At 72.7% G+C, this 17,760-nt stretch carries 16 protein-coding genes and 1 riboswitch; of the genes, 13 read left to right on the forward strand and 3 right to left on the reverse strand.

Annotation, left to right across the window (positions count from 1 at the left end; all coding sequences use genetic code 11):
* The first annotated feature begins 204 nt into the window (after window positions 1–204).
* The 4 genes from ACFY7H_RS15690 to ACFY7H_RS15705 all read left to right on the forward strand — a co-directional run bounded on the left by ACFY7H_RS15690 (window position 205) and on the right by ACFY7H_RS15705 (window position 4,980).
* Window positions 205–1,557, forward strand: coding sequence for a M16 family metallopeptidase (locus ACFY7H_RS15690; protein ID WP_388938302.1), 1,353 nt, complete (start codon window positions 205–207; stop codon window positions 1,555–1,557).
* Between the two features lie 20 nt (window positions 1,558–1,577).
* On the forward strand, window positions 1,578–2,945 hold the full coding sequence (locus ACFY7H_RS15695) for a M16 family metallopeptidase (protein WP_388938657.1): 1,368 nt from the start codon (window positions 1,578–1,580) through the stop codon (window positions 2,943–2,945).
* A 218-nt stretch (window positions 2,946–3,163) separates the two neighbouring features.
* A riboswitch (cyclic di-AMP (ydaO/yuaA leader) is annotated at window positions 3,164–3,323 on the forward strand.
* Window positions 3,324–3,335: 12 nt separating this feature from the next.
* Window positions 3,336–4,145, forward strand: a complete 810-nt coding sequence (locus ACFY7H_RS15700) for a M23 family metallopeptidase (RefSeq protein ID WP_388938304.1) — start codon at window positions 3,336–3,338, stop codon at window positions 4,143–4,145.
* Window positions 4,146–4,314: 169 nt separating this feature from the next.
* Window positions 4,315–4,980 carry a GntR family transcriptional regulator gene (locus tag ACFY7H_RS15705; protein ID WP_388938306.1) on the forward strand — a complete coding sequence of 222 codons (666 nt, stop codon included), beginning with the start codon at window positions 4,315–4,317 and terminating at the stop codon, window positions 4,978–4,980.
* Window positions 4,981–5,257: 277 nt separating this feature from the next.
* Here ACFY7H_RS15705 and ACFY7H_RS15710 read toward each other — a convergent pair whose 3' ends face one another.
* The gene (locus tag ACFY7H_RS15710; protein WP_361598842.1) at window positions 5,258–5,539 is read right to left on the reverse strand and encodes an HPr family phosphocarrier protein; all 282 of its coding nucleotides are present in this window, start codon (window positions 5,537–5,539) and stop codon (window positions 5,258–5,260) included.
* 211 nt (window positions 5,540–5,750) lie between these two features.
* Here ACFY7H_RS15710 and ACFY7H_RS15715 point away from each other — a divergent pair, with 211 nt between their 5' ends.
* From ACFY7H_RS15715 to ACFY7H_RS15745, 7 genes are all read left to right on the forward strand, one after another.
* Window positions 5,751–8,591 (forward strand): GNAT family N-acetyltransferase, encoded by a 2,841-nt coding sequence (locus ACFY7H_RS15715; protein ID WP_388938309.1) that lies wholly within the window; start codon window positions 5,751–5,753, stop codon window positions 8,589–8,591.
* 47 nt (window positions 8,592–8,638) lie between these two features.
* On the forward strand, window positions 8,639–9,235 hold the full coding sequence (locus tag ACFY7H_RS15720; protein WP_388938311.1) for a DUF5998 family protein: 597 nt from the start codon (window positions 8,639–8,641) through the stop codon (window positions 9,233–9,235).
* Window positions 9,235–10,440, forward strand: a complete 1,206-nt coding sequence (locus tag ACFY7H_RS15725; RefSeq protein ID WP_388938313.1) for an alkaline phosphatase family protein — start codon at window positions 9,235–9,237, stop codon at window positions 10,438–10,440. The genes ACFY7H_RS15720 and ACFY7H_RS15725 overlap by 1 nt, the downstream gene beginning before the upstream one ends.
* Window positions 10,441–10,492: 52 nt before the next feature.
* Complete coding sequence (locus tag ACFY7H_RS15730) at window positions 10,493–11,143, forward strand: thymidine kinase (RefSeq protein WP_388938315.1); 651 nt, start codon at window positions 10,493–10,495, stop codon at window positions 11,141–11,143.
* A gap of 172 nt (window positions 11,144–11,315) precedes the next feature.
* Window positions 11,316–12,935 (forward strand): PQQ-binding-like beta-propeller repeat protein, encoded by a 1,620-nt coding sequence (locus ACFY7H_RS15735; RefSeq protein ID WP_388938317.1) that lies wholly within the window; start codon window positions 11,316–11,318, stop codon window positions 12,933–12,935.
* A gap of 331 nt (window positions 12,936–13,266) precedes the next feature.
* Window positions 13,267–14,064 carry a hypothetical protein gene (locus ACFY7H_RS15740; protein ID WP_388938319.1) on the forward strand — a complete coding sequence of 266 codons (798 nt, stop codon included), beginning with the start codon at window positions 13,267–13,269 and terminating at the stop codon, window positions 14,062–14,064.
* A 380-nt stretch (window positions 14,065–14,444) separates the two neighbouring features.
* Window positions 14,445–14,810, forward strand: coding sequence for a 6-pyruvoyl tetrahydropterin synthase family protein (locus ACFY7H_RS15745; RefSeq protein WP_388938321.1), 366 nt, complete (start codon window positions 14,445–14,447; stop codon window positions 14,808–14,810).
* 33 nt (window positions 14,811–14,843) lie between these two features.
* Here ACFY7H_RS15745 and ACFY7H_RS15750 read toward each other — a convergent pair whose 3' ends face one another.
* Together ACFY7H_RS15750 and ACFY7H_RS15755 are read right to left on the reverse strand one after the other, a co-directional pair.
* A complete protein-coding gene (locus ACFY7H_RS15750; protein WP_388938659.1) occupies window positions 14,844–15,590 on the reverse strand; it encodes a VOC family protein in 747 nt (248 codons plus the stop codon).
* A 210-nt stretch (window positions 15,591–15,800) separates the two neighbouring features.
* Window positions 15,801–16,223, reverse strand: a complete 423-nt coding sequence (locus ACFY7H_RS15755; RefSeq protein WP_388938323.1) for a nuclear transport factor 2 family protein — start codon at window positions 16,221–16,223, stop codon at window positions 15,801–15,803.
* A gap of 98 nt (window positions 16,224–16,321) precedes the next feature.
* Between ACFY7H_RS15755 and ACFY7H_RS15760 the strand changes: the two genes are divergently transcribed.
* Window positions 16,322–16,894 (forward strand): PadR family transcriptional regulator, encoded by a 573-nt coding sequence (locus tag ACFY7H_RS15760; protein WP_388938326.1) that lies wholly within the window; start codon window positions 16,322–16,324, stop codon window positions 16,892–16,894.
* Entirely contained in the window at window positions 16,881–17,660 is a 780-nt protein-coding gene (locus tag ACFY7H_RS15765) for an SGNH/GDSL hydrolase family protein (RefSeq protein ID WP_388938328.1), read from the forward strand. The genes ACFY7H_RS15760 and ACFY7H_RS15765 overlap by 14 nt, the downstream gene beginning before the upstream one ends.
* The last annotated feature ends 100 nt before the right edge of the window (window positions 17,661–17,760 follow it).

Genomic DNA, 17,760 nt, shown 5'->3' on the forward strand with positions numbered 1-17,760 from the left:
AGGTTCGGGTGTACTGGGTGGATCTGGCGGGGTTGACGCGGACCATTGTGGCCCGACGCACCGACAACGCGGACTCCGACCCCGGGGGTCCCCCGTACGGAGTCGGGGGAGTGACCCGGGAACTTCTCCGGCCGTCGGTGCGCTTGCATACAGTGGCAGGTCTGACAGAAATCTCTGCATCGCGATCGAAGGGACCACATGCCCATGGGTCACACGGCCACAGCTCAGGCCGGCTCCGGCAGCCTGACAGCGACCGAGCACCGGCTGGCCAACGGCCTGCGCGTGGTGCTGTCCGAGGACCACCTCACTCCGGTCGCCGCCGTCTGCCTCTGGTACGACGTCGGCTCGCGCCATGAAGTCAAGGGGCGGACCGGTCTGGCTCACCTCTTCGAGCACCTGATGTTCCAGGGTTCGGCGAGCGTACCGGGCAACGGCCACTTCGAGCTCGTCCAGGGCGCCGGCGGCTCCCTGAACGGCACCACCAGCTTCGAGCGCACCAATTACTTCGAGACGATGCCGGCGCACCAGCTGGAACTCGCCCTGTGGCTGGAGGCGGACCGCATGGGCTCGCTGCTGGCCGCCCTGGACGAGGAGTCCATGGAGAACCAGCGCGACGTCGTCAAGAACGAGCGCCGCCAGCGCTACGACAACGTTCCGTACGGCACCGCCTTCGAGAAGCTGACCGCCCTCGCCTACCCGGAGGGCCACCCGTACCACCACACCCCGATCGGCTCGATGGCCGACCTGGACGCCGCCTCCCTGGAGGACGCGCGCCACTTCTTCCGTACGTACTACGCGCCCAACAACGCCGTGCTTTCGGTCGTGGGCGACATCGACCCCGAGCGGACCCTCGCCTGGATCGAGAAGTACTTCGGCACCATCCCGGCGCACGACGGCAAGCAGCCGCCGCGCGACGGCACGCTCCCCGAGATCATGGGCGGGCAGCTGCGCGAGGAGATTGTCGAGGAGGTCCCGGCGCGCGCGCTGATGGCCGCCTACCGCCTGCCGCACGACGGCACCCGCGAGTGCGACGCCGCCGACGTGGCACTGACCGTGCTGGGCGGTGGCGAGTCCTCCCGCCTGCACAACCGCCTGGTACGCCGCGACCAGACGGCCGTCGCGGCCGGCTTCGGCATGCTGCGCCTGGCCGGCGCGCCCTCGCTGGGCTGGCTGGACGTCAAGACCTCCAGCGGCGTCGAGGTGCCCGCCATCGAGGCGGCCGTCGACGAGGAGCTCGCGCGGTTCGCCGCCGAGGGCCCGACGGCCGAGGAGATGGAGCGGGCGCAGGCGCAGCTGGAGCGCGAGTGGCTGGACCGGCTGAGCACGGTGGCCGGACGGGCCGACGAACTGTGCCGCTTCGCGGTGCTGTTCGGCGACCCGCAGCTGGCCCTGACCGCCGTCCAGCGGGTGCTGGACGTCACCGCCGAGGAGGTGCAGGCCGTGGCCGCGGCCCGGCTGCGCCCCGACAACCGCGCGGTACTGGTCTACGAGCCGCTGGCCGGCGCCGAGGCCCACGAGACCGAGCAGCACGACGAGAACGAGGGGGCGGAGCAGTGAGCGACACCGCAGCCGTCACGATGACCTTCCACCCGCGGCCGCAGGCCGGCGAGGCGAAGCCGTGGGCCTTCCCGGCCCCCGAGCGTTCCACGCTCCCCAACGGCCTGACCCTGCTGCGCTGCCACCGCCCCGGCCAGCAGGTGGTGGCGGTCGAGGTCAACCTCGCGGCCCCGCTGGACGCCGAGCCCGAGGGCCTCGACGGGGTGGCCACCATCATGGCCCGCGCCCTCTCGGAGGGCACCGACAAGCACTCCGCCGAGGAGTTCGCCGCCGAGCTGGAGCGCTGCGGCGCCACGCTCGACGCCCACGCCGACCACCCCGGCCTGCGGGTCTCCCTGGAGGTCCCGGCCTCCCGGCTGCCCAAGGCGCTCGCGCTGCTCGCCGAGGCCCTGAGCGCGCCCGCCTTCGCAGACAGCGAGGTCGACCGACTGGTGCGCAACCGGCTCGACGAGATCCCGCACGAGCTGGCCAACCCGCAGCGCCGCGCCGCCAAGGAGCTCTCCAAGGAGCTGTTCCCCGCGACGCTGCGCATGTCCCGCCCGCGCCAGGGCACCGAGGAGACGGTCGCGCGGATCGACGCCGGGGCCGTACGCGCCTTCTACGAGGCGCACGTACGCCCCTCCACCACCACCGCCGTGGTGGTCGGCGACCTGACCGGCATCGATCTGGACGCCCTGCTGGCGGACACCCTGGGTACGTGGACGGGCGACACGGCCGCGCCCCGCCCCGTCCCGCCGGTGACGGCCGACGACCGGGGCCGCGTGGTCATCGTGGACCGGCCGGGAGCCGTCCAGACGCAGTTGCTGATCGGCCGGATCGGCCCGGACCGGCACGACATCGTCTGGGCCCCGCAGGTGCTCGGCACCTACTGCCTCGGCGGCACCCTCACCTCCCGCCTGGACAAGGTGCTGCGCGAGGAGAAGGGCTACACGTACGGCGTGCGGGCCTTCGGGCAGGTCCTGCGTTCGACCGCCGACGGCAAGGGCGCCTCGATGCTCGCCATCAGCGGTTCGGTGGACACCCCCAACACGGGTCCCGCGCTGGAGGACCTCTGGAAGGTGCTGCGCACCCTCGCGGAGGGCGGACTGACCGACGCCGAGCGGGACGTGGCGGTGCAGAACCTGGTGGGCGTGGCCCCGCTGAAGTTCGAGACGGCCGCCTCGGTCGCCGGCACGCTCGCCGACCAGGTGGAGCAGGAGCTGCCGGACGACTACCAGGCGCGGCTGTACGCGCGGCTGGCCGAAACCGGTACGGCGGAAGCCACTTCGGCCGTGGTGAGCGCCTTCCCGGTGGACCGTCTGGTCACCATCCTGGTGGGCGACGCCGCGCAGATCGAGGAGCCCGTCCTGGCCCTCGGGATCGGCGAGGTCACCGTCGTCTCCAACTGAGCGGCGCACCGTCTGAGACGGGCCGGCAACCGGCCCCGTTTCCAGGGGGCTTCGGCGGAACATCCGCCGAAGCCCCCTTTGTCCGTTTGGTGGAGTGGCTGCGTGTATGCGGTGTGGCGTACGCAACAAAAGCGCTCGTCTGTTTGGCGATTGACTGACGATCCGCCTAGCGTCGGCCGTGCTGTTCGTCAGTTCGTACCCGCCGCACCCGCGGCACCGGACAGCGATCGCCGAGTCCCCGTCAGGCGCGAGCCTGGGGAGCCGGGGACCCACATGCGTCCCTGGGGTGAATCGGACCCCCTCGCAAGAGGAGGCCCGTAGGAGACCTTCCTGCTCCGAACCCGTCAGCTAACCCGGTAGGCGAGAGGGAAGGAAAGGATCACCCCCTTCATGGCGTTTGGCAGTCGTGCCGCCGGTTCTGGTAAGCACCGTGGTTCCAGCCGTCTGAGCCGCAAGACCGCCGGCTACGCCGGCATCGCCGCCCTCGCCACCACGGGCGTGGTCGGCACCCTGGCCGCTCCGGCCTTCGCGGCGGACAACAGCGGCGCTCCGTCCATGGAGGACACCGGTCAGAACTCGATCGTCGTCGCCGACGGTCTCCAGGACGACATCAAGGTCCAGGCCGAGTCCCAGCAGCGCGCCGCCGAGGCCGTCGCCGCCCAGGCGCAGGCCGAGGCCGAGGCGAAGCAGCGGGCCGCCGAGGCCAAGCGTGCCGCCGAGGCCGCCGAGGCCAAGGCCAAGGCCGAGCGTGAGGCCGCCGAGGCCAAGGCCAAGGAGGAGGAGCGCAAGCGCTCCAACGCCTTCGTGGCCCCGGTCAGCGCCTCCGTCACCACCCAGTACGGCGCGGGCGGCGGCATGTGGTCCTCCGGCAGCCACACGGGCATCGACTTCGCCGTCGGCCAGGGCACCTCCGTGCACGCCGTTGGCGCGGGCACCGTCGTCGAGGCCGGCTGGGGTGGCGCATACGGCAACAACGTCGTCATCCGCCACAACGACGGCACCTACACCCAGTACGGGCACATGTCCTCGCTGAACGTCTCCGTCGGCGAGCAGGTCGGCGCCGGCACGGTCATCGGCCTGTCGGGCAACACCGGCAACTCCAGCGGCGCGCACCTGCACTTCGAGGCCCGCACGGGCGCCTCGTACGGCTCGGACATCAACCCGCTGACGTACCTGCGCAACCGCGGCGTCGGCATCTGACACGCGTCACGTTTCACGTTTTACGCTTCAACGAAGAAGGCCCCGGCTCCCAGAGCCGGGGCCTTCTTCGTTTCGGATTTCCGGACTTTCCTCGGAAAATATCGCGTGTTGCAATAGAGTCGCAGCACGGCCACGATAAACCGAACCGAAACCCAGCGGAGGTCCGGCCTTGCGTATTCCGGCGCACGCGGTGTGCACAGCGATTCGCGACGATATCGTCTCCGGATTCTTCGGGCCGGGCGGCCGGCTGACCGAGGAGGTGCTCGCCCGCCGCTACGGGGTCTCGCGCGTCCCGGTCCGTGAGGCGCTGCGGACCCTGGAGTCCGAGGGCTTCGTCACCACCCGGCGGCACGCCGGAGCCTGTGTGGCCGAGCCGACCGAGCAGGAGGCCGCCGACCTGCTGGAGCTGCGGATGCTGCTGGAGCCGCTCGCCGCCTCCCGGGCCGCCCGCCGGCGCACCGACGGCCACCTGAAGGTGCTGCGGGGGCTGGTCAGGCTGGGCCGGGAGAGGGCCGGACGGGCCCAGGGGGAGGACCTGCGCGCCCTGGGGAGCTGGTTCCACGAGACGCTGGCCCAGGCCTCGGCCAGCCCGGGGCTGATCGCCCTGCTGACGCAGACCCGGCGCAAGATCGCCTGGATGTACGTGGTGCAGGCCCCCGCGCAGCCCGTGGAGTGCTGGGCGGAGCACGGCGCGATCGTGGACGCGGTCGCGCGCGGGGACGCGGAGCGGGCCAGGGCCCTGACCGCGCTGCACGCGCAGCGGGCGGCCGAGGCGCACCGGCCGAGGGTGAGGAATCCGCAACCTGCCGTAAACACGGCGAGCGCTCCGCATTAACACGTCCCGTATACAACGGAGGGATATCCGTGTGGGCCGGGCTTCCCTCGATTTCCCGTCCGGCATTACCGCGCCCTGCTCAGTTTCCCCTGCGCGAATTCGGAATTTCCCGGAGGTGCGGAAAGGGCCCCTGCTTTCCGCGGTCCCGCTCTTCCGTCGTCCCGCTCTTCCGCCCTCCCGTCGCCCGTCGTCCGGGCGGCGCCGGAAAACGCGGAAGCCGCGGTCCCCGGGGTGGTGGGTGGGGACCGCGGCTTCCGGCGTACCGGACCCGAAGGGGTCAGACGGTCTCGGGGAGCTCCTCGAGACCCTCGGCGACCAGCTTCGCGAGGCGGTCGAGCGCGACGTCAGCGCCCTCGGCGTCCGAAGCCAGGACGATCTCCTCGCCGCCCTGGGCGCCCAGGCCCAGGACCGCCAGCATCGACGCGGCGTTGACGGGGTCGCCGCCCGCCTTCGCGATGGTCACCGGGACGCCGGAGGCGGTCGTCGCCCGGACGAAGATCGAGGCGGGACGAGCGTGCAGGCCCTCGGCCCAACCGACGTTGACGCGGCGCTCTGCCATGGTGATGCCCTTCAGGTTCTTGCGGTTGTCTAGACCAGTCTCTCACGCCGTCCGGAATGCTCGGGCCCGCCCTTCGGCCCGGATCCACCGCCGTTCGACCCTCCCCAGCTTGCACTGGTTCGCCCCGGTCCGCCGCATTCGCCGCGCCCTCGCCAAACGGCCCGCCCACCGCACCCGTACACCAGCCCGGGCCGCCCCTTAAGGTGACCCCATGACCACCGCGTCGGACCCCTCGTACCCGGCCCACTGGGAAGCGGACGTCGTGCTGCGCGACGGCGGCACCGCCCGGATCCGCCCCATCACCACCGAGGACGCGGGCCGCCTGGTCAGCTTCTACGAGCAGGTCTCGGACGAGTCGAAGTACTACCGCTTCTTCGCCCCCTACCCCCGCCTCTCGGACCGCGACGTCCGCCGCTTCACGCACCACGACTACGTGGACCGGGTCGGCCTGGCCGCGACCATCGGCGGGGAGTTCATCGGCACCGTCCGCTTCGACCGCATCGGCCCCGACGGACGGCCCGCCTCCGCCCCCGCGGACGAGGCCGAGGTCGCCTTCCTCGTCCAGGACGCCCACCAGGGCCGCGGGGTCGCCTCCGCCCTCCTGGAGCACATCGGCGCGGTGGCCCGGGAGCGGGGCATCCGCCGGTTCGCGGCCGAGGTGCTCCCCGCCAACACCAAAATGATCAAAGTGTTCACGGACGCCGGCTACCAGCAGAAGCGCAGCTTCGAGGACGGCTCCGTCCACCTCACCCTCGACCTCGAACCCACCGCCGAGTCCCTCGCCGTACAGCGCGCCCGCGAACAGCGCGCCGAGGCCCGCTCCGTGCAGCGGCTCCTCGCCCCCGGCTCCGTCGCGGTGATCGGAGCCAGCCGCTCCGGGGCGGGCGTGGGCGCCACCGCCCTGCGCAACCTGCGCGACGGCGGCTTCCGCGGACACCTCTACGCCGTCAACGAAGCCCGCGCCCCCGGTATGGAGGGCGACCTCCTGGAAGGCGTACGCGCCTACCGCGGCCTCGCCGACATCGGAGCCCCCGTCGACCTCGCCGTGATCGCCGTCCCCGCCGCACGCGTCCCCGACGCCGTCGCCGCCTGCGGGGAGCACGGGGTGCAGGGGCTGGTGGTCCTGTCCGCCGGATACGGCGAGAGCGGCCCGGCCGGACTCGCCCGCCAGCGAGAACTGGTGCGGCAGGTCCGCTCGTACGGGATGCGCCTCATCGGGCCCAACGCCTTCGGGGTGATCAACACGGCCCCGGAGGTGGAGCTGAACGCCTCGCTCGCCCCGGTCCCCGCCGGCGCGCGCGGCAGGATCGGCCTGTTCACCCAGTCCGGAGCCATCGGCATCGCCCTGCTGTCGGCCCTGCTGCGGCGCGGAGAGGGACTGTCGTCCTTCGTGTCGGCCGGGAACCGGGCCGACGTCTCCGGCAACGACATCCTCCAGTACTGGTACGAGGACGAGGCCACCGACGTGGCCCTCATGTACCTGGAGACCCTCGGCAACCCCCGCAAGTTCACCCGCCTCGCCCGCCGCACGGCCGCCGCCAAGCCGGTGGTCGTCGCCCGCGGCGGCCGCCACACCCCCGCCGGACACGTCGTCCCCGGCACCCGGCTCCCCGAGGCCACCGTCTCCGAGCTGCTCCGCCAGGCCGGCGTCATCCGCGTCGACACCGTCACCGAGCTGGTCGACGTCGGCCTGCTGCTGGCCGGCCAGCCCCTGCCGGCCGGACCCAGGGTGGCGATCCTCGGCAACTCCGAGTCCCTCGGCGTGCTCACCTACGACGCCTGCCTGACCGAGGGGCTGCGCCCGCTGCCCCCGCTGGACCTGACGACCGCCGCCGGTCCCGCCGACTTCCGTACGGCCCTGTGCGCCGCCCTCGCCTCCGACGACTGCGACGCCGTCGTCGTCACCGCCATCCCGTCCGTGAGCGACCGCGAGCTGGCCGACGACCTCGCGCGGGCACTGCGGCAGGCCGTCGCCGAGGTCCCGGGCAAGCCCGTGGCCGTCGTGCACGTGGAACTCGGCGATCTCGTCGATGCCCTGTCCGCCGCCGGCGACACGTCCCGCGCCGAGCCCCCCGCGGCGCCGCTCCCGCCCGCCGTGCCCGCGGCAGGCGAGCCGGCGGTCGGGGGTCCCGCGGCCGCCGGCGACGGGCCCGGCGGTGACGAACCCTGCCTCGAAGGCGCCGGCCGCATCCCCGCCTACCCCGCCGCCGAGCGCGCCGTGAAGGCCGTCGCCGAAGCCGTGCGGTACGCCCGCTGGCGCCGGGACAACGCCCGGACCGGGCAGGTCCCCGAGTACGAGGACATCGACGAGGCCGGCGCCGCCGCCCGGCTCGTCACCCTGCTGGCCGGCGTCGAAGAGGGGACCGCGCTGACCCTGGACGAGGACGACGCCCGCGAGCTGCTCGGCCGCTACGGCATCCGGGTCCTGCCCACCCTCCCCTCCCCCAGCCCCGACGCCGCCGTCCGCGCGGCCCGGGTCCTCGGCTACCCGGTCGCCCTCAAGACCACCGCCCCGCACCTGCGCCACCGCGCCGACCTGGGCGGCGTACGCCTCGACCTCACCACCGAGGCCGAGCTCAGGCGCTCGTACGAGGAGCTCACCGACGCCCTCGGCAAGCCGGCCGAGCTCCAGCCCGTGGTGCAGACGATGGCTCCGCGCGGGGTGGACACCGTCGTCCGCGCCACCGTCGACCCCGCCGCCGGAGCCGTCCTGTCCTTCGGGCTCGCCGGAGTCGCCTCCGAGCTGCTCGGCGACACCGGGCACGGCCTGATCCCCGCCACCGACCGGGACGCGGCCGCCCTGATCCGCTCCATCCGCACCGCGCCGCTGCTCTTCGGCTGGCGCGGCAGCGACCCCGTCGACACCCCCGCCCTGGAGGAACTGCTGCTGCGGCTGTCCCGGCTGGTGGACGACCACCCCGAGGTCACCGGGGTCTCGCTGGAGCCGGTCGTCGTCGCCACCGAGGGGCTCTCCGTGCTCAGCGCCACCGTCCGCGTGGCCCACCCGCCCGCGCGGACCGACCTCGGGCCCCGCACCCTGCCGAGCTACTGAGCGCACGGCAGGCAGGGGCAGCCCGTAGGGGCCTTAGGATGGACCTCATGGCGAAATCCGGTACGACGACCCAGGGGCTGCGCGCGGCCATCGAGCGCAGCGGCTACTACCCGGCCCTCGTGGCCGAGGCGGTGGAGGCCGCCGTGGGCGGCGAGCCGATCTCGTCGTACCTGGTCCACCAGGAGACCACCTTCGACTCCAACGAGGTGCGCCGGCACGTCACCGTGCTGGTCCTGACCGGCAACCGGTTCATCGTCAGCCACACCGACGAGCAGGCCGCCGACGCCGGGTCGCCGTCCCCCTACGCGACCACCTCCACCGAGTCGGTCAAGCTCTCCAGCATCTCCTCCGTGGTGCTCAGCCGCGTCGTGGCCAACCCGGAGTCGTACACGCCCGGCCAGCTGCCCCGTGAGGTCGTCCTGACCATCGGCTGGGGCGCGGTGTCGCGCATCGACCTGGAGCCCGCCGCCTGCGGCGACCCGAACTGCGACTCCGACCACGGCTACACCGGCAACTCCACCGCCGACGACCTCAGCCTGCGCGTCAGCGAGGCCGGCGACGGCCCCGAGACGGTCCGCCAGGCGCTGGTCTTCGCGCAGGCGCTCAGCGAGGCGACGGCGGCGACCTCCGGTCCCGCCCGCTGATGTCGTACTCCGTGCCCTCGAACTGGCAGGACGAACCGGAACTGCTCGACCTCGCGGGCGCCCCGGTCCCGCAGTACGGCTCCGGCTCCCTCGCCGACCTGCTGCCCACCCTCGCCTCCGGCCAGGGCGTACCCGGCCTCACCGCCGGGATCACCGAGCTGGCCCCGGCCGACCGGAACTGCGTGTTCCTGGTCGACGGCATGGGCTGGGAGCAGATCAGGGCGCACCCGGGCGAGGCCCCGTTCCTCACCTCCCTGCTCGCGAGCTCGCGCGGCGGCACGGGCCTGCCGATCACGTCCGGTTTCCCGGCGACGACCGCCACCTCCCTGGCCTCCGTCGGCACCGGCCTGCCGCCCGCCCGGCACGGCCTGCCCGGCTACGCCGTGCGCAACCCGGCCTCCGGCCGGCTGATGAACCAGCTCCGCTGGCAGCCCTGGACCCCGCCCAAGCCCTGGCAGCCGTACCCGACCGTCTTCCAGCTCGCGGACGCGGCCGGGGTGCACACCGCGCAGGTGTCCGCGCCGCACTTCCAGACCACTCCGCTCACCCAGGTCGCGCTCAGCGGCGGCACCTTCCACGGCCGGATGACCGGCGAGGAACGCATGGACCTCGCGGCGATCCAGCTCGCGGAGGGCGAGCGCTCGCTCGTGTACACGTACTTCAGCGAACTCGACGGGGCCGGCCACCGGCACGGCGTCGACTCCGACGCCTGGCGCGGCCAGCTCATGTACGTCGACCGGCTCGTGCAGCGCCTCGCGGAGCAGCTGCCGCCGCGCTCCGCCCTGTACGTCACCTCGGACCACGGCATGGTCGACGTCCCCTTCGACGAAGACTCCCGGATCGACTTCGACGAGGACTGGGAGCTGGGCGCGGGCGTGGCCCTGCTCGGCGGCGAGGGCCGGGCCCGGCACGTCTACGCGGTGCCGGGCGCGGAGGCCGACGTACTGACCGTGTGGCGCGAAGTGCTCGGGGACCGCTTCTGGGTCGCGAGCCGCGAAGAGGCCCTGGAACTGGGCTGGTTCGGGACGCCGGGCGAATGCGACGAGCGGGTCCTCGGGCGGATCGGCGACGTGATCGCCGCGGCCCAGGCCGACGCCGCGATCACCGCCTCCCGCAACGAGCCCAACGAGTCGGCGCTCACCGGCATGCACGGCTCCATGACCCCGGCCGAGCAGCTGGTCCCGCTGCTCGAAGTCCGCACCTGAGCACCCCTGTTCGCCCTTCTCCCGCCCTGACCCGAAAGGTCCCGTACTTCCCATGCCCGAGCTGGTGTTCTTCTCCGGAACGATGGACTGCGGAAAGAGCACGCTGGCGCTCCAGATCGCCCACAACCGTGACGCTCGCGGCCTGCAGGGCGTGATCTTCACCCGGGACGACCGGGCGGGGGAGGGCAAGCTGTCCTCCCGCCTGGGACTGGTGACGGAGGCGGTGGAGGCGCCGGAGGGCATGGACCTGTACGCGTACGTGGTCGCCCAGCTCTCCAAGGGAGGCAAGGCGGACTACGTGATCGTGGACGAGGCCCAGTTCCTCGCGCCCGAGCAGATCGACCAGTTGGCGCGCATCGTGGACGACCTCGGCATGGACGTCTTCGCCTTCGGCATCACGACGGACTTCCGGACGAAGCTGTTTCCCGGCTCCCAGCGCCTGATCGAGCTGGCGGACCGCCTGGAGCAGCTCCAGGTCGAGGCCCTGTGCTGGTGTGGCGCCCGTGCCACGCACAACGCCCGGACGGTGGGCGGGGAGATGGTGGTCGAGGGCGCGCAGGTGGTGGTCGGGGACGTGAACCGCCCGGCGGAGGAGATCGGCTACGAGGTCCTCTGCCGCCGTCACCACCGCAGGCGCATGACCTCGGCCGCGGCCCACGCCGGCGCCCTCTCCCCGGACGTCCTTCCGGTCAACCACGTTTGAGAGGGCGGGCCCGAACGCGGCGTGCGCGAGGGAGACGCCGTCGGCTTGGGTGAGCCCGCCCGCACCTGGCGGGTACACGCGGCGGGGAACCAGGGCCGGAACCGGGCACGGTGACGGGAAGTAGTCTAAAAAAGTATCCCAGTTCGGCCGTCCCGCCAGCCACACTGACCTCATGACCCGTCGCGACTTCGACGAACTGCCGGGCCCTGATCGGCAACCACAGGCAGTCCAGCCGGGCTACGGCTCGGTCTACCCGACGCCACAGCCCGGATCGGGGCCCGCGCCGGGCAATCCCTACGCGCAACCGCCGGTGCAGGCAGCGGACTTCGTACGCCCGCCCCGCCGCGGTCCGCGGGGCGGGACCGGCGTGCTGGTGGCGGCCCTGGTCGCGGCCCTGCTCGCCCTCGGCGGCGGCTCGTACATCCTCCTGCGCGACGGCTCCGGCGATGCCGGGGACGGCGACGCCGCCGCCCCCGCCGCTCCCGCCGCGTCCGCGTCCGTGGACCAGGGAGACGGCCAGGGTCCCGGCGGCCCCCCGTTCGTCTTCGACCCCAACGCCGGGATCCAGCCGGGCGAGGGCCGGGTCTGGCTGGTGTCGAACCGGACCGAACTGGCCGGCTCCGGTGCCTCGCAGCACGGCCCCTGGCGGGTGGGGGACGCCGTGATCAAGGCGATGTACAAGGAGGTCACCGCCTACACCGCGACGGACGGCAAGGAGAAGTGGAGGCTTCCCCTCGCCACGCCGCTGTGCGGGATCCCGGAGAGCCCCGCCCCGAACGGGAAGATCGTCGTCGGGGTCCGGGAGAAGGACAGCGCGACCTCCCAGTGCACCCACCTCCAGCAGGTCGACCTCGCCACGGGCCAGGCGGGCTGGAAGGTGGAGATACCGAAGGAGAAGGCCTTCGACCAGGCTCCGGAGTTGCGGCTGGCCATCTCAGGGGACACCGTCGCGGTGGCGCGTGCCGCGGTCGTGAGCGGTTTCTCGGTCACCGACGGGCGCAAACTCTTCGGTACACCGAGCAGCGGCTGCACCCCCGCGACGGTCGGCGGCGGCGCCGCCAGGCTGATGCTCGTACGCGACTGCTTCGGCCAGGGCTCGGCCGACCGGCAGTCGGTGATCGAGGAGATCGACCCGGCGACCGGCGCTGCCAAGTGGAGCCACCAGTACGCGAAGGGCTGGAACATCGGCCAGATCCTGTCCGTGGACCCGCTCGTCGTCAGCACCTACAACACGCAGGAGAAGGTCTGGAACATCACGGCCTTCGCCGCCGACGGCAAGGTCCGCTCGCAGACCAACGCCGCCTTCGGGGTCAGCAAGCGGTGCAACGGCTGGGGCAGCGGCAGCGGCGACCTGCACGACTGCAACGCGGCGGTGACCGACGCGGACACCCTCTACATAGCGGGCGGCACACCCGACGCCACGTACCCGCTGCACGTCGACAAGCCCGACGAGGTGATCGCGGTTGACCTCAACACCGGTCAGGTGAAGTGGCGCACGACGGGCCCTGACGGCCGCGTCATGTTCCCGCTGGCCATCGAGGAGGGGAAGGTCGTCGTCTACGTCGACACGGACAAGGGCCTGTCCGCGGCGATGGCGGCCATCCCGACGGGCGGAGGCCGGCCCCAGATATTCCTGCAGAGCCCGAAGAACGCCAAGGGGCCCGAATCCGCCTTCTACACCTCCAGCGTCCGGCTGGCCTGGGGCGAGGGGCGCGTCTTCCTGCTCAACGGGTCCGTACGCAGCCCGGAGCCGAAGAAGGTGGACCACTCCCTGCTGTCCTTCGGGAAGTAGGTCGCGGGACCCCGGCGGGAAGGGTGGCCGGATCCGCGCCCTCCCCGCCCCCGAAGCGTGACGAGCGGCGGCCACCGCCCTATTGTTGCGCGCCATGTGGCCAGGACAGCAGACGCCCGATGGGGACCAGAGCAGGCAGAACCCGGGGCAGAACCCTTACCGGCAGCCGGTTCCCGGACAGCAGGGCGCCCAGACCGGCCCCTACGGACCTGGCGTATTCGGCCAACCTTGGCAGGGCGCCCCGCCCGGTACGCACCAGCAGCACCCGTCCGGCGCGCCGACTCCGCCTCCCGGACCGGCGCCGCGTTCCGCGTCCCGGCGCAAGGCCGCCGTGGCGATATCGGCGACGGTGGCCGCGGGGGTGGCCGTCGCGGTGACCGCCGCGGTCCTCTTCCGGGACGGCGACAGGGCGGACGGCGCCGGGGGGCCGGCTTCCTCCGCACCCGCCTCCGGTTCCCCGTCCGGCTCCGTGTCCCCGGGCGCCCCGGGCACCGTGCAGCCGACGGTCAAGGGCTGGAAGGTCGTGGTGAATCCGAAGCACGGCACCGCCTTCGACGTACCGCCGGACTGGGAGGTCCTGGAGCCGCAGATCTTCAGCGGCTTCACGGACGACAAGGACCCTGACAAGCCGGTGATCGGGCACACCGCGCCCGCCTTCTTCAAGAAGAAGTGGTGCAGTCTGGATGCCAACGGCGACGGCTACGTCAACGACATCGCACTCGCGTCCACCGGTACCAAGGGCGCCGACGGCGCGAAGACCACCGACGAGGTCGCCCAGAAGACGGCGACGGCCTGGGCATACTCCGCGTTCGCATCCCCGGACAAGGAGATCGTCAAGTGGGACAAGCCGGTGGCCTACACAACCAAGGCCGGGGTCAAGGGGAGTTACGTGAAGGCCCGCACCGAGGGCGCCAAGAAGGACCACAAGTGCGCGGGGGACGGCTGGGCGATCGCCTTCGGCTTCAAGAATTCCAAGGGCGACTTCGTCGCCTGGGACTTCTACGGCCGGACGGGCGTCCAGGGGGCCGTCCGCGACGACCTGGTCATGCGCATCCTCAGCACGGTCCGCCTCTCCGGCGACCCGGTCCCCGACCCCCTCCGCAAAGAGACCTCCCCTCCGCCTCCGTAAGCGTGGAGGCAACCCCGGCGGAGTGCCTGCCGCGGGCACGCTGCAAGCCTGCGGACGCTCACTGTCCGGATGAGGGCATCTCGCAGAGTCACGGGCGGACCGGACGGGGATGTCCTACCGTTGGCGGCGCGTGCCGATGGGGGCCGCGAAGCTCCGAAAGCCGTGGGACGGGGGACGTACAGTGCCGATCGGATGCGTCGATCGCGTGGAGCACATGAGGAATTGCGCTCGGTGCTGGCGGGGCTCACGGAGGGGCGGGGCGGTCTGCGCATGGCGGGCCTGGCCACCGATCGTTCTCGGAGACGGCGAGGCCGGCCGGTGATGCGCGAAGCACGCATGCCGGTGGGCTTTCCGCCGTGCGCTGCCGAACTGGGGTGGCCATGCTGACGATCACCAAGGAGTTCCACTTCTCGGCCAGTCACGTTCTCGACCGGCTGCCGAGCCGGCACCCCTGCGCCCGTATGCACGGCCACAACTACGTGCTGGTGCTCGAGCTCCGCGCCCGCAGGGAGGACCTCACCGAGGCGGGGTTCGTACGGGACTACCGGGATCTCGACGCGTTCAAGAGATGGGTGGACGACACCCTCGACCACCGTCACCTGAACGAGGCGATGGGGGGTGCTTCGCCTTCTGCGGAGAACCTCGCCCTGTGGGTCTTCGATCTCTGGACGGAACGGATCCCCGAGCTCGCGGCGGTGAAGGCCTCCGAGACCCCCAAGACCTGGGCCGAGTACCGGCCCCGGTGACGCCCGGCGCGCGTCCCGGGCCGGCTTCCACCGTCAGAAGCGGCCGGGGGAGGCCGGGCCGACGATGCTGAATACGGCGCCGTCGCGGTCCCTCAGGGTGCGTTCGTCGGGGTAGGCGGCGGAGTCCCCGGCGGGGACGGTGCTGCCGCCCAGCTCGGTGGCCGCCTCCACGGCGGCGTCGAGGTCGGGGACCCGGAAGTGGACGCGCCAGCGCGGCCTCAGGTGCGGGTCGGGGGCCTCCGCGAGCGTTCCGCCGTGCAGCCGGGCCACGGTCCGGCCCGCGCGGCGGAGCAGGATGCGGTCGTCCTCCTCGACGTAGGCGACCTCGCAGCAGTTCCCGTGGTCGCAGGCCCACTCCAGGACCTCGCCGTAGAAGATGGCCGCGTCGAAGGCGTTCCTCGTGTGCAGTTCCAGCCAGGCCGGCGCCGCGTCCCCGCCCATACCCCAGTCGGGAATGGCCTCGCCCTGCCAGATGCCGAAGACCGCCCCGTCCCGGTCGGATGCGAGCGCCGCCCGGCCGGTGCCGAAGGACAGGGGGCCGACGGCCACCGTTCCGCTGCGCTCCCGGATGCGTGCCGCTGTGACGTCCGCGTCGTCCACCGCGAAGTACGGGGTCCAGGCGACGGGGATGCTGAGGGTGGGGGGCAGGGCGCCGAGACCGGCCACCGGGACCCCGGTGGCGAAGCCGACGGTGAAGGCCTCGCCGAGGTGGGCGGGCCCGAATTCCCATCCGAGGACCGCGCTGTAGAACTCCTTCGCCGCACCGAGGTCGCGGGCCATGAGGCTGACCCAGCAGGGTGCGCCGAACGTTTCGTGACTCGATGTCGACACGGTGAACCCCATCCGCCGGTGCGCCCCCGGAAGCCCTTCCACAGTACTCGCGGGCGGCTTCCCGGGGGGTCGCGTAGCCGTGCGGGCGCGCTCCGTCAGGTCGGGGCACGCCCGCCACATCCTCGTACCGGGCCGCGGCGGACCCACGGCGACACGCCGTCACGCCTCCGGGGCGAGGCCGTCGGCCACCAGGCCGGCCAGGACCGCCCGGCCCAGGGTGTCGACCGCGGAGCGGGGGCGGACCATCACCGTGAACTCCTTCACCCGGCCCGCGTCGTCGAACTGGAGCAGGTCGATGCCGTGGATCTGCTTGCCCTCCACCAGCGCCCGGAAGGGCAGGATCACCGACGGGGCCTCCTCGCCGTCCGTGCAGGTCTCCGCCGCGCCCTCCAGCCGCCCCAGGTAGCGCAGGTCGTCGAAGGTGCGCAGCAGGACGCCGAAGAGGCCCAGCACGGCGGCCTTGCCCTCGAACGGCTTGAACTTCACCGGGCTGTAGAGCCGGATGTCCTCGGCGAACAGGTCGTCCAGCGCGGCGAGGTCGCGCTTCTCCACGGCGGCGCGGAAGCGTTCGGCGGTTTCCATGGCCCCTCCTCCGATCGGTGATTACTCAACGGGGCGAGTAGTCAGATTTTTGAGTATCGTGCCGGTACGGGCACCGAAAGGGAAGAGGGATACCGGCCATGGCCTTGCGGCACGCGGTACTGGCGGCACTGCTCGACGGCGAGTACAGCGGCTACCAGCTGGCGAAGGCGTTCGACATCAGCGTCGCGAACTTCTGGCACGCCCTGCCCCAGCAGCTCTACGCCGAACTGGCGCGGCTGGAGTCGGACGGGCTGGTCGCGGGCCGGGAGGTGGTGCAGGAGTCCCGGCCCAACAAGCGGCTGTTCCGCGTCACCGACGCCGGGCGGGCCGAACTGGAGCGGTTCGCCGGGGCCCCCTCCAAGCCCTCCTCGATCCGCGACGACCTCCTGGTGAAGGTCCAGAGCGCCGACCGCATCGGCACCGCCCCGGTCATCGAGCAGCTGGAGCAGCGGGCCACCGCCGCCGAGGCCAAGATCGAGCTGCTGCGCACGCTGCTGCGCACCATGCGCGGCGGGATGGACGAGGACGCGTACCTGCTCCGGGGAGAGCGGATCGGCGGGTACCTGACGTGCCTGCGGGGGGTGGCCTTCGAGGAGGGCCACCGGGACTGGTGCCTGCGCGCGGCGGACGTGCTCAGGCGGAGGGAGGGGAGCAACCGTGCGGAGGACTGAGTACCTGCGCTACGTCGCCCTGGGCGACAGCCAGACCGAGGGGCTCGGGGACGGTGACGACACCACGGGCCTGCGGGGCTTCGCCGACCGGCTCGCCGGGCACCTCGCGGCAGCCGCTCCCGGGCTGCTGTACGCGAACCTCGCGGTCCGGGGCCGGCTCGCCGGGCAGGTCCGCGTGGAACAGCTCGCGCCCGCCCTCGCGCTGCGGCCGGACGTCGCCACCGTCGTCGCCGGGGTCAATGACCTGCTCCGGCCGCGCTTCGACGCCGCGGAGGTGGCTGGGGAGCTGGAGGAGGTGTTCGCCGCGCTGACGGTCGCCGGCGCCCGAGTGGCCACCGCGACCTTCCCGGACGTGGCGCGCATCGCACCCCTGGCCAGGCCGCTGGGCCCCAGGGTGACCGAGCTCAACACCCGCATCCGCGCCGCCGCCGGCCGCCACGGGGTGGTGGTCGCCGAGACCGGCCGGGCGGCCGTCGCCACCGATCCGCGCCTGTGGACCGCCGACCGGCTCCACGCCAGCCCCCTGGGCCACGCCCGTATCGCCGCCGCCCTCGCCGAGGTCCTGGAGCTGCCCGGCAGCGGCGGGGCCTGGAAGGAGCCGCTGCCGCCCCGGCCGCCCCGCTCCGGCGCCCGGGCAGTCGCCGCCGAGGCGGCCTGGGCGGCCGGGTTCCTCGGCCCCTGGCTGGGCCGCCGGCTGCGCGGCACCTCCTCCGGCGACGGCCGCGGCGCGAAGCGCCCGCAGCTGCTGCCCGTCAGGGCCGCCTAGGTGTATTGACCACGAGCGTTGTTAACGGGGGCCGGTCTTGATCACGACGAAGACCTCCGGTGTGGTGGAGGTGTCTAAGCTGCACCGCACACGGAGGTCT

This window comes from Streptomyces sp. NPDC012794 (genome assembly GCF_042901085.1).
Classification (GTDB): domain Bacteria; phylum Actinomycetota; class Actinomycetes; order Streptomycetales; family Streptomycetaceae; genus Streptomyces.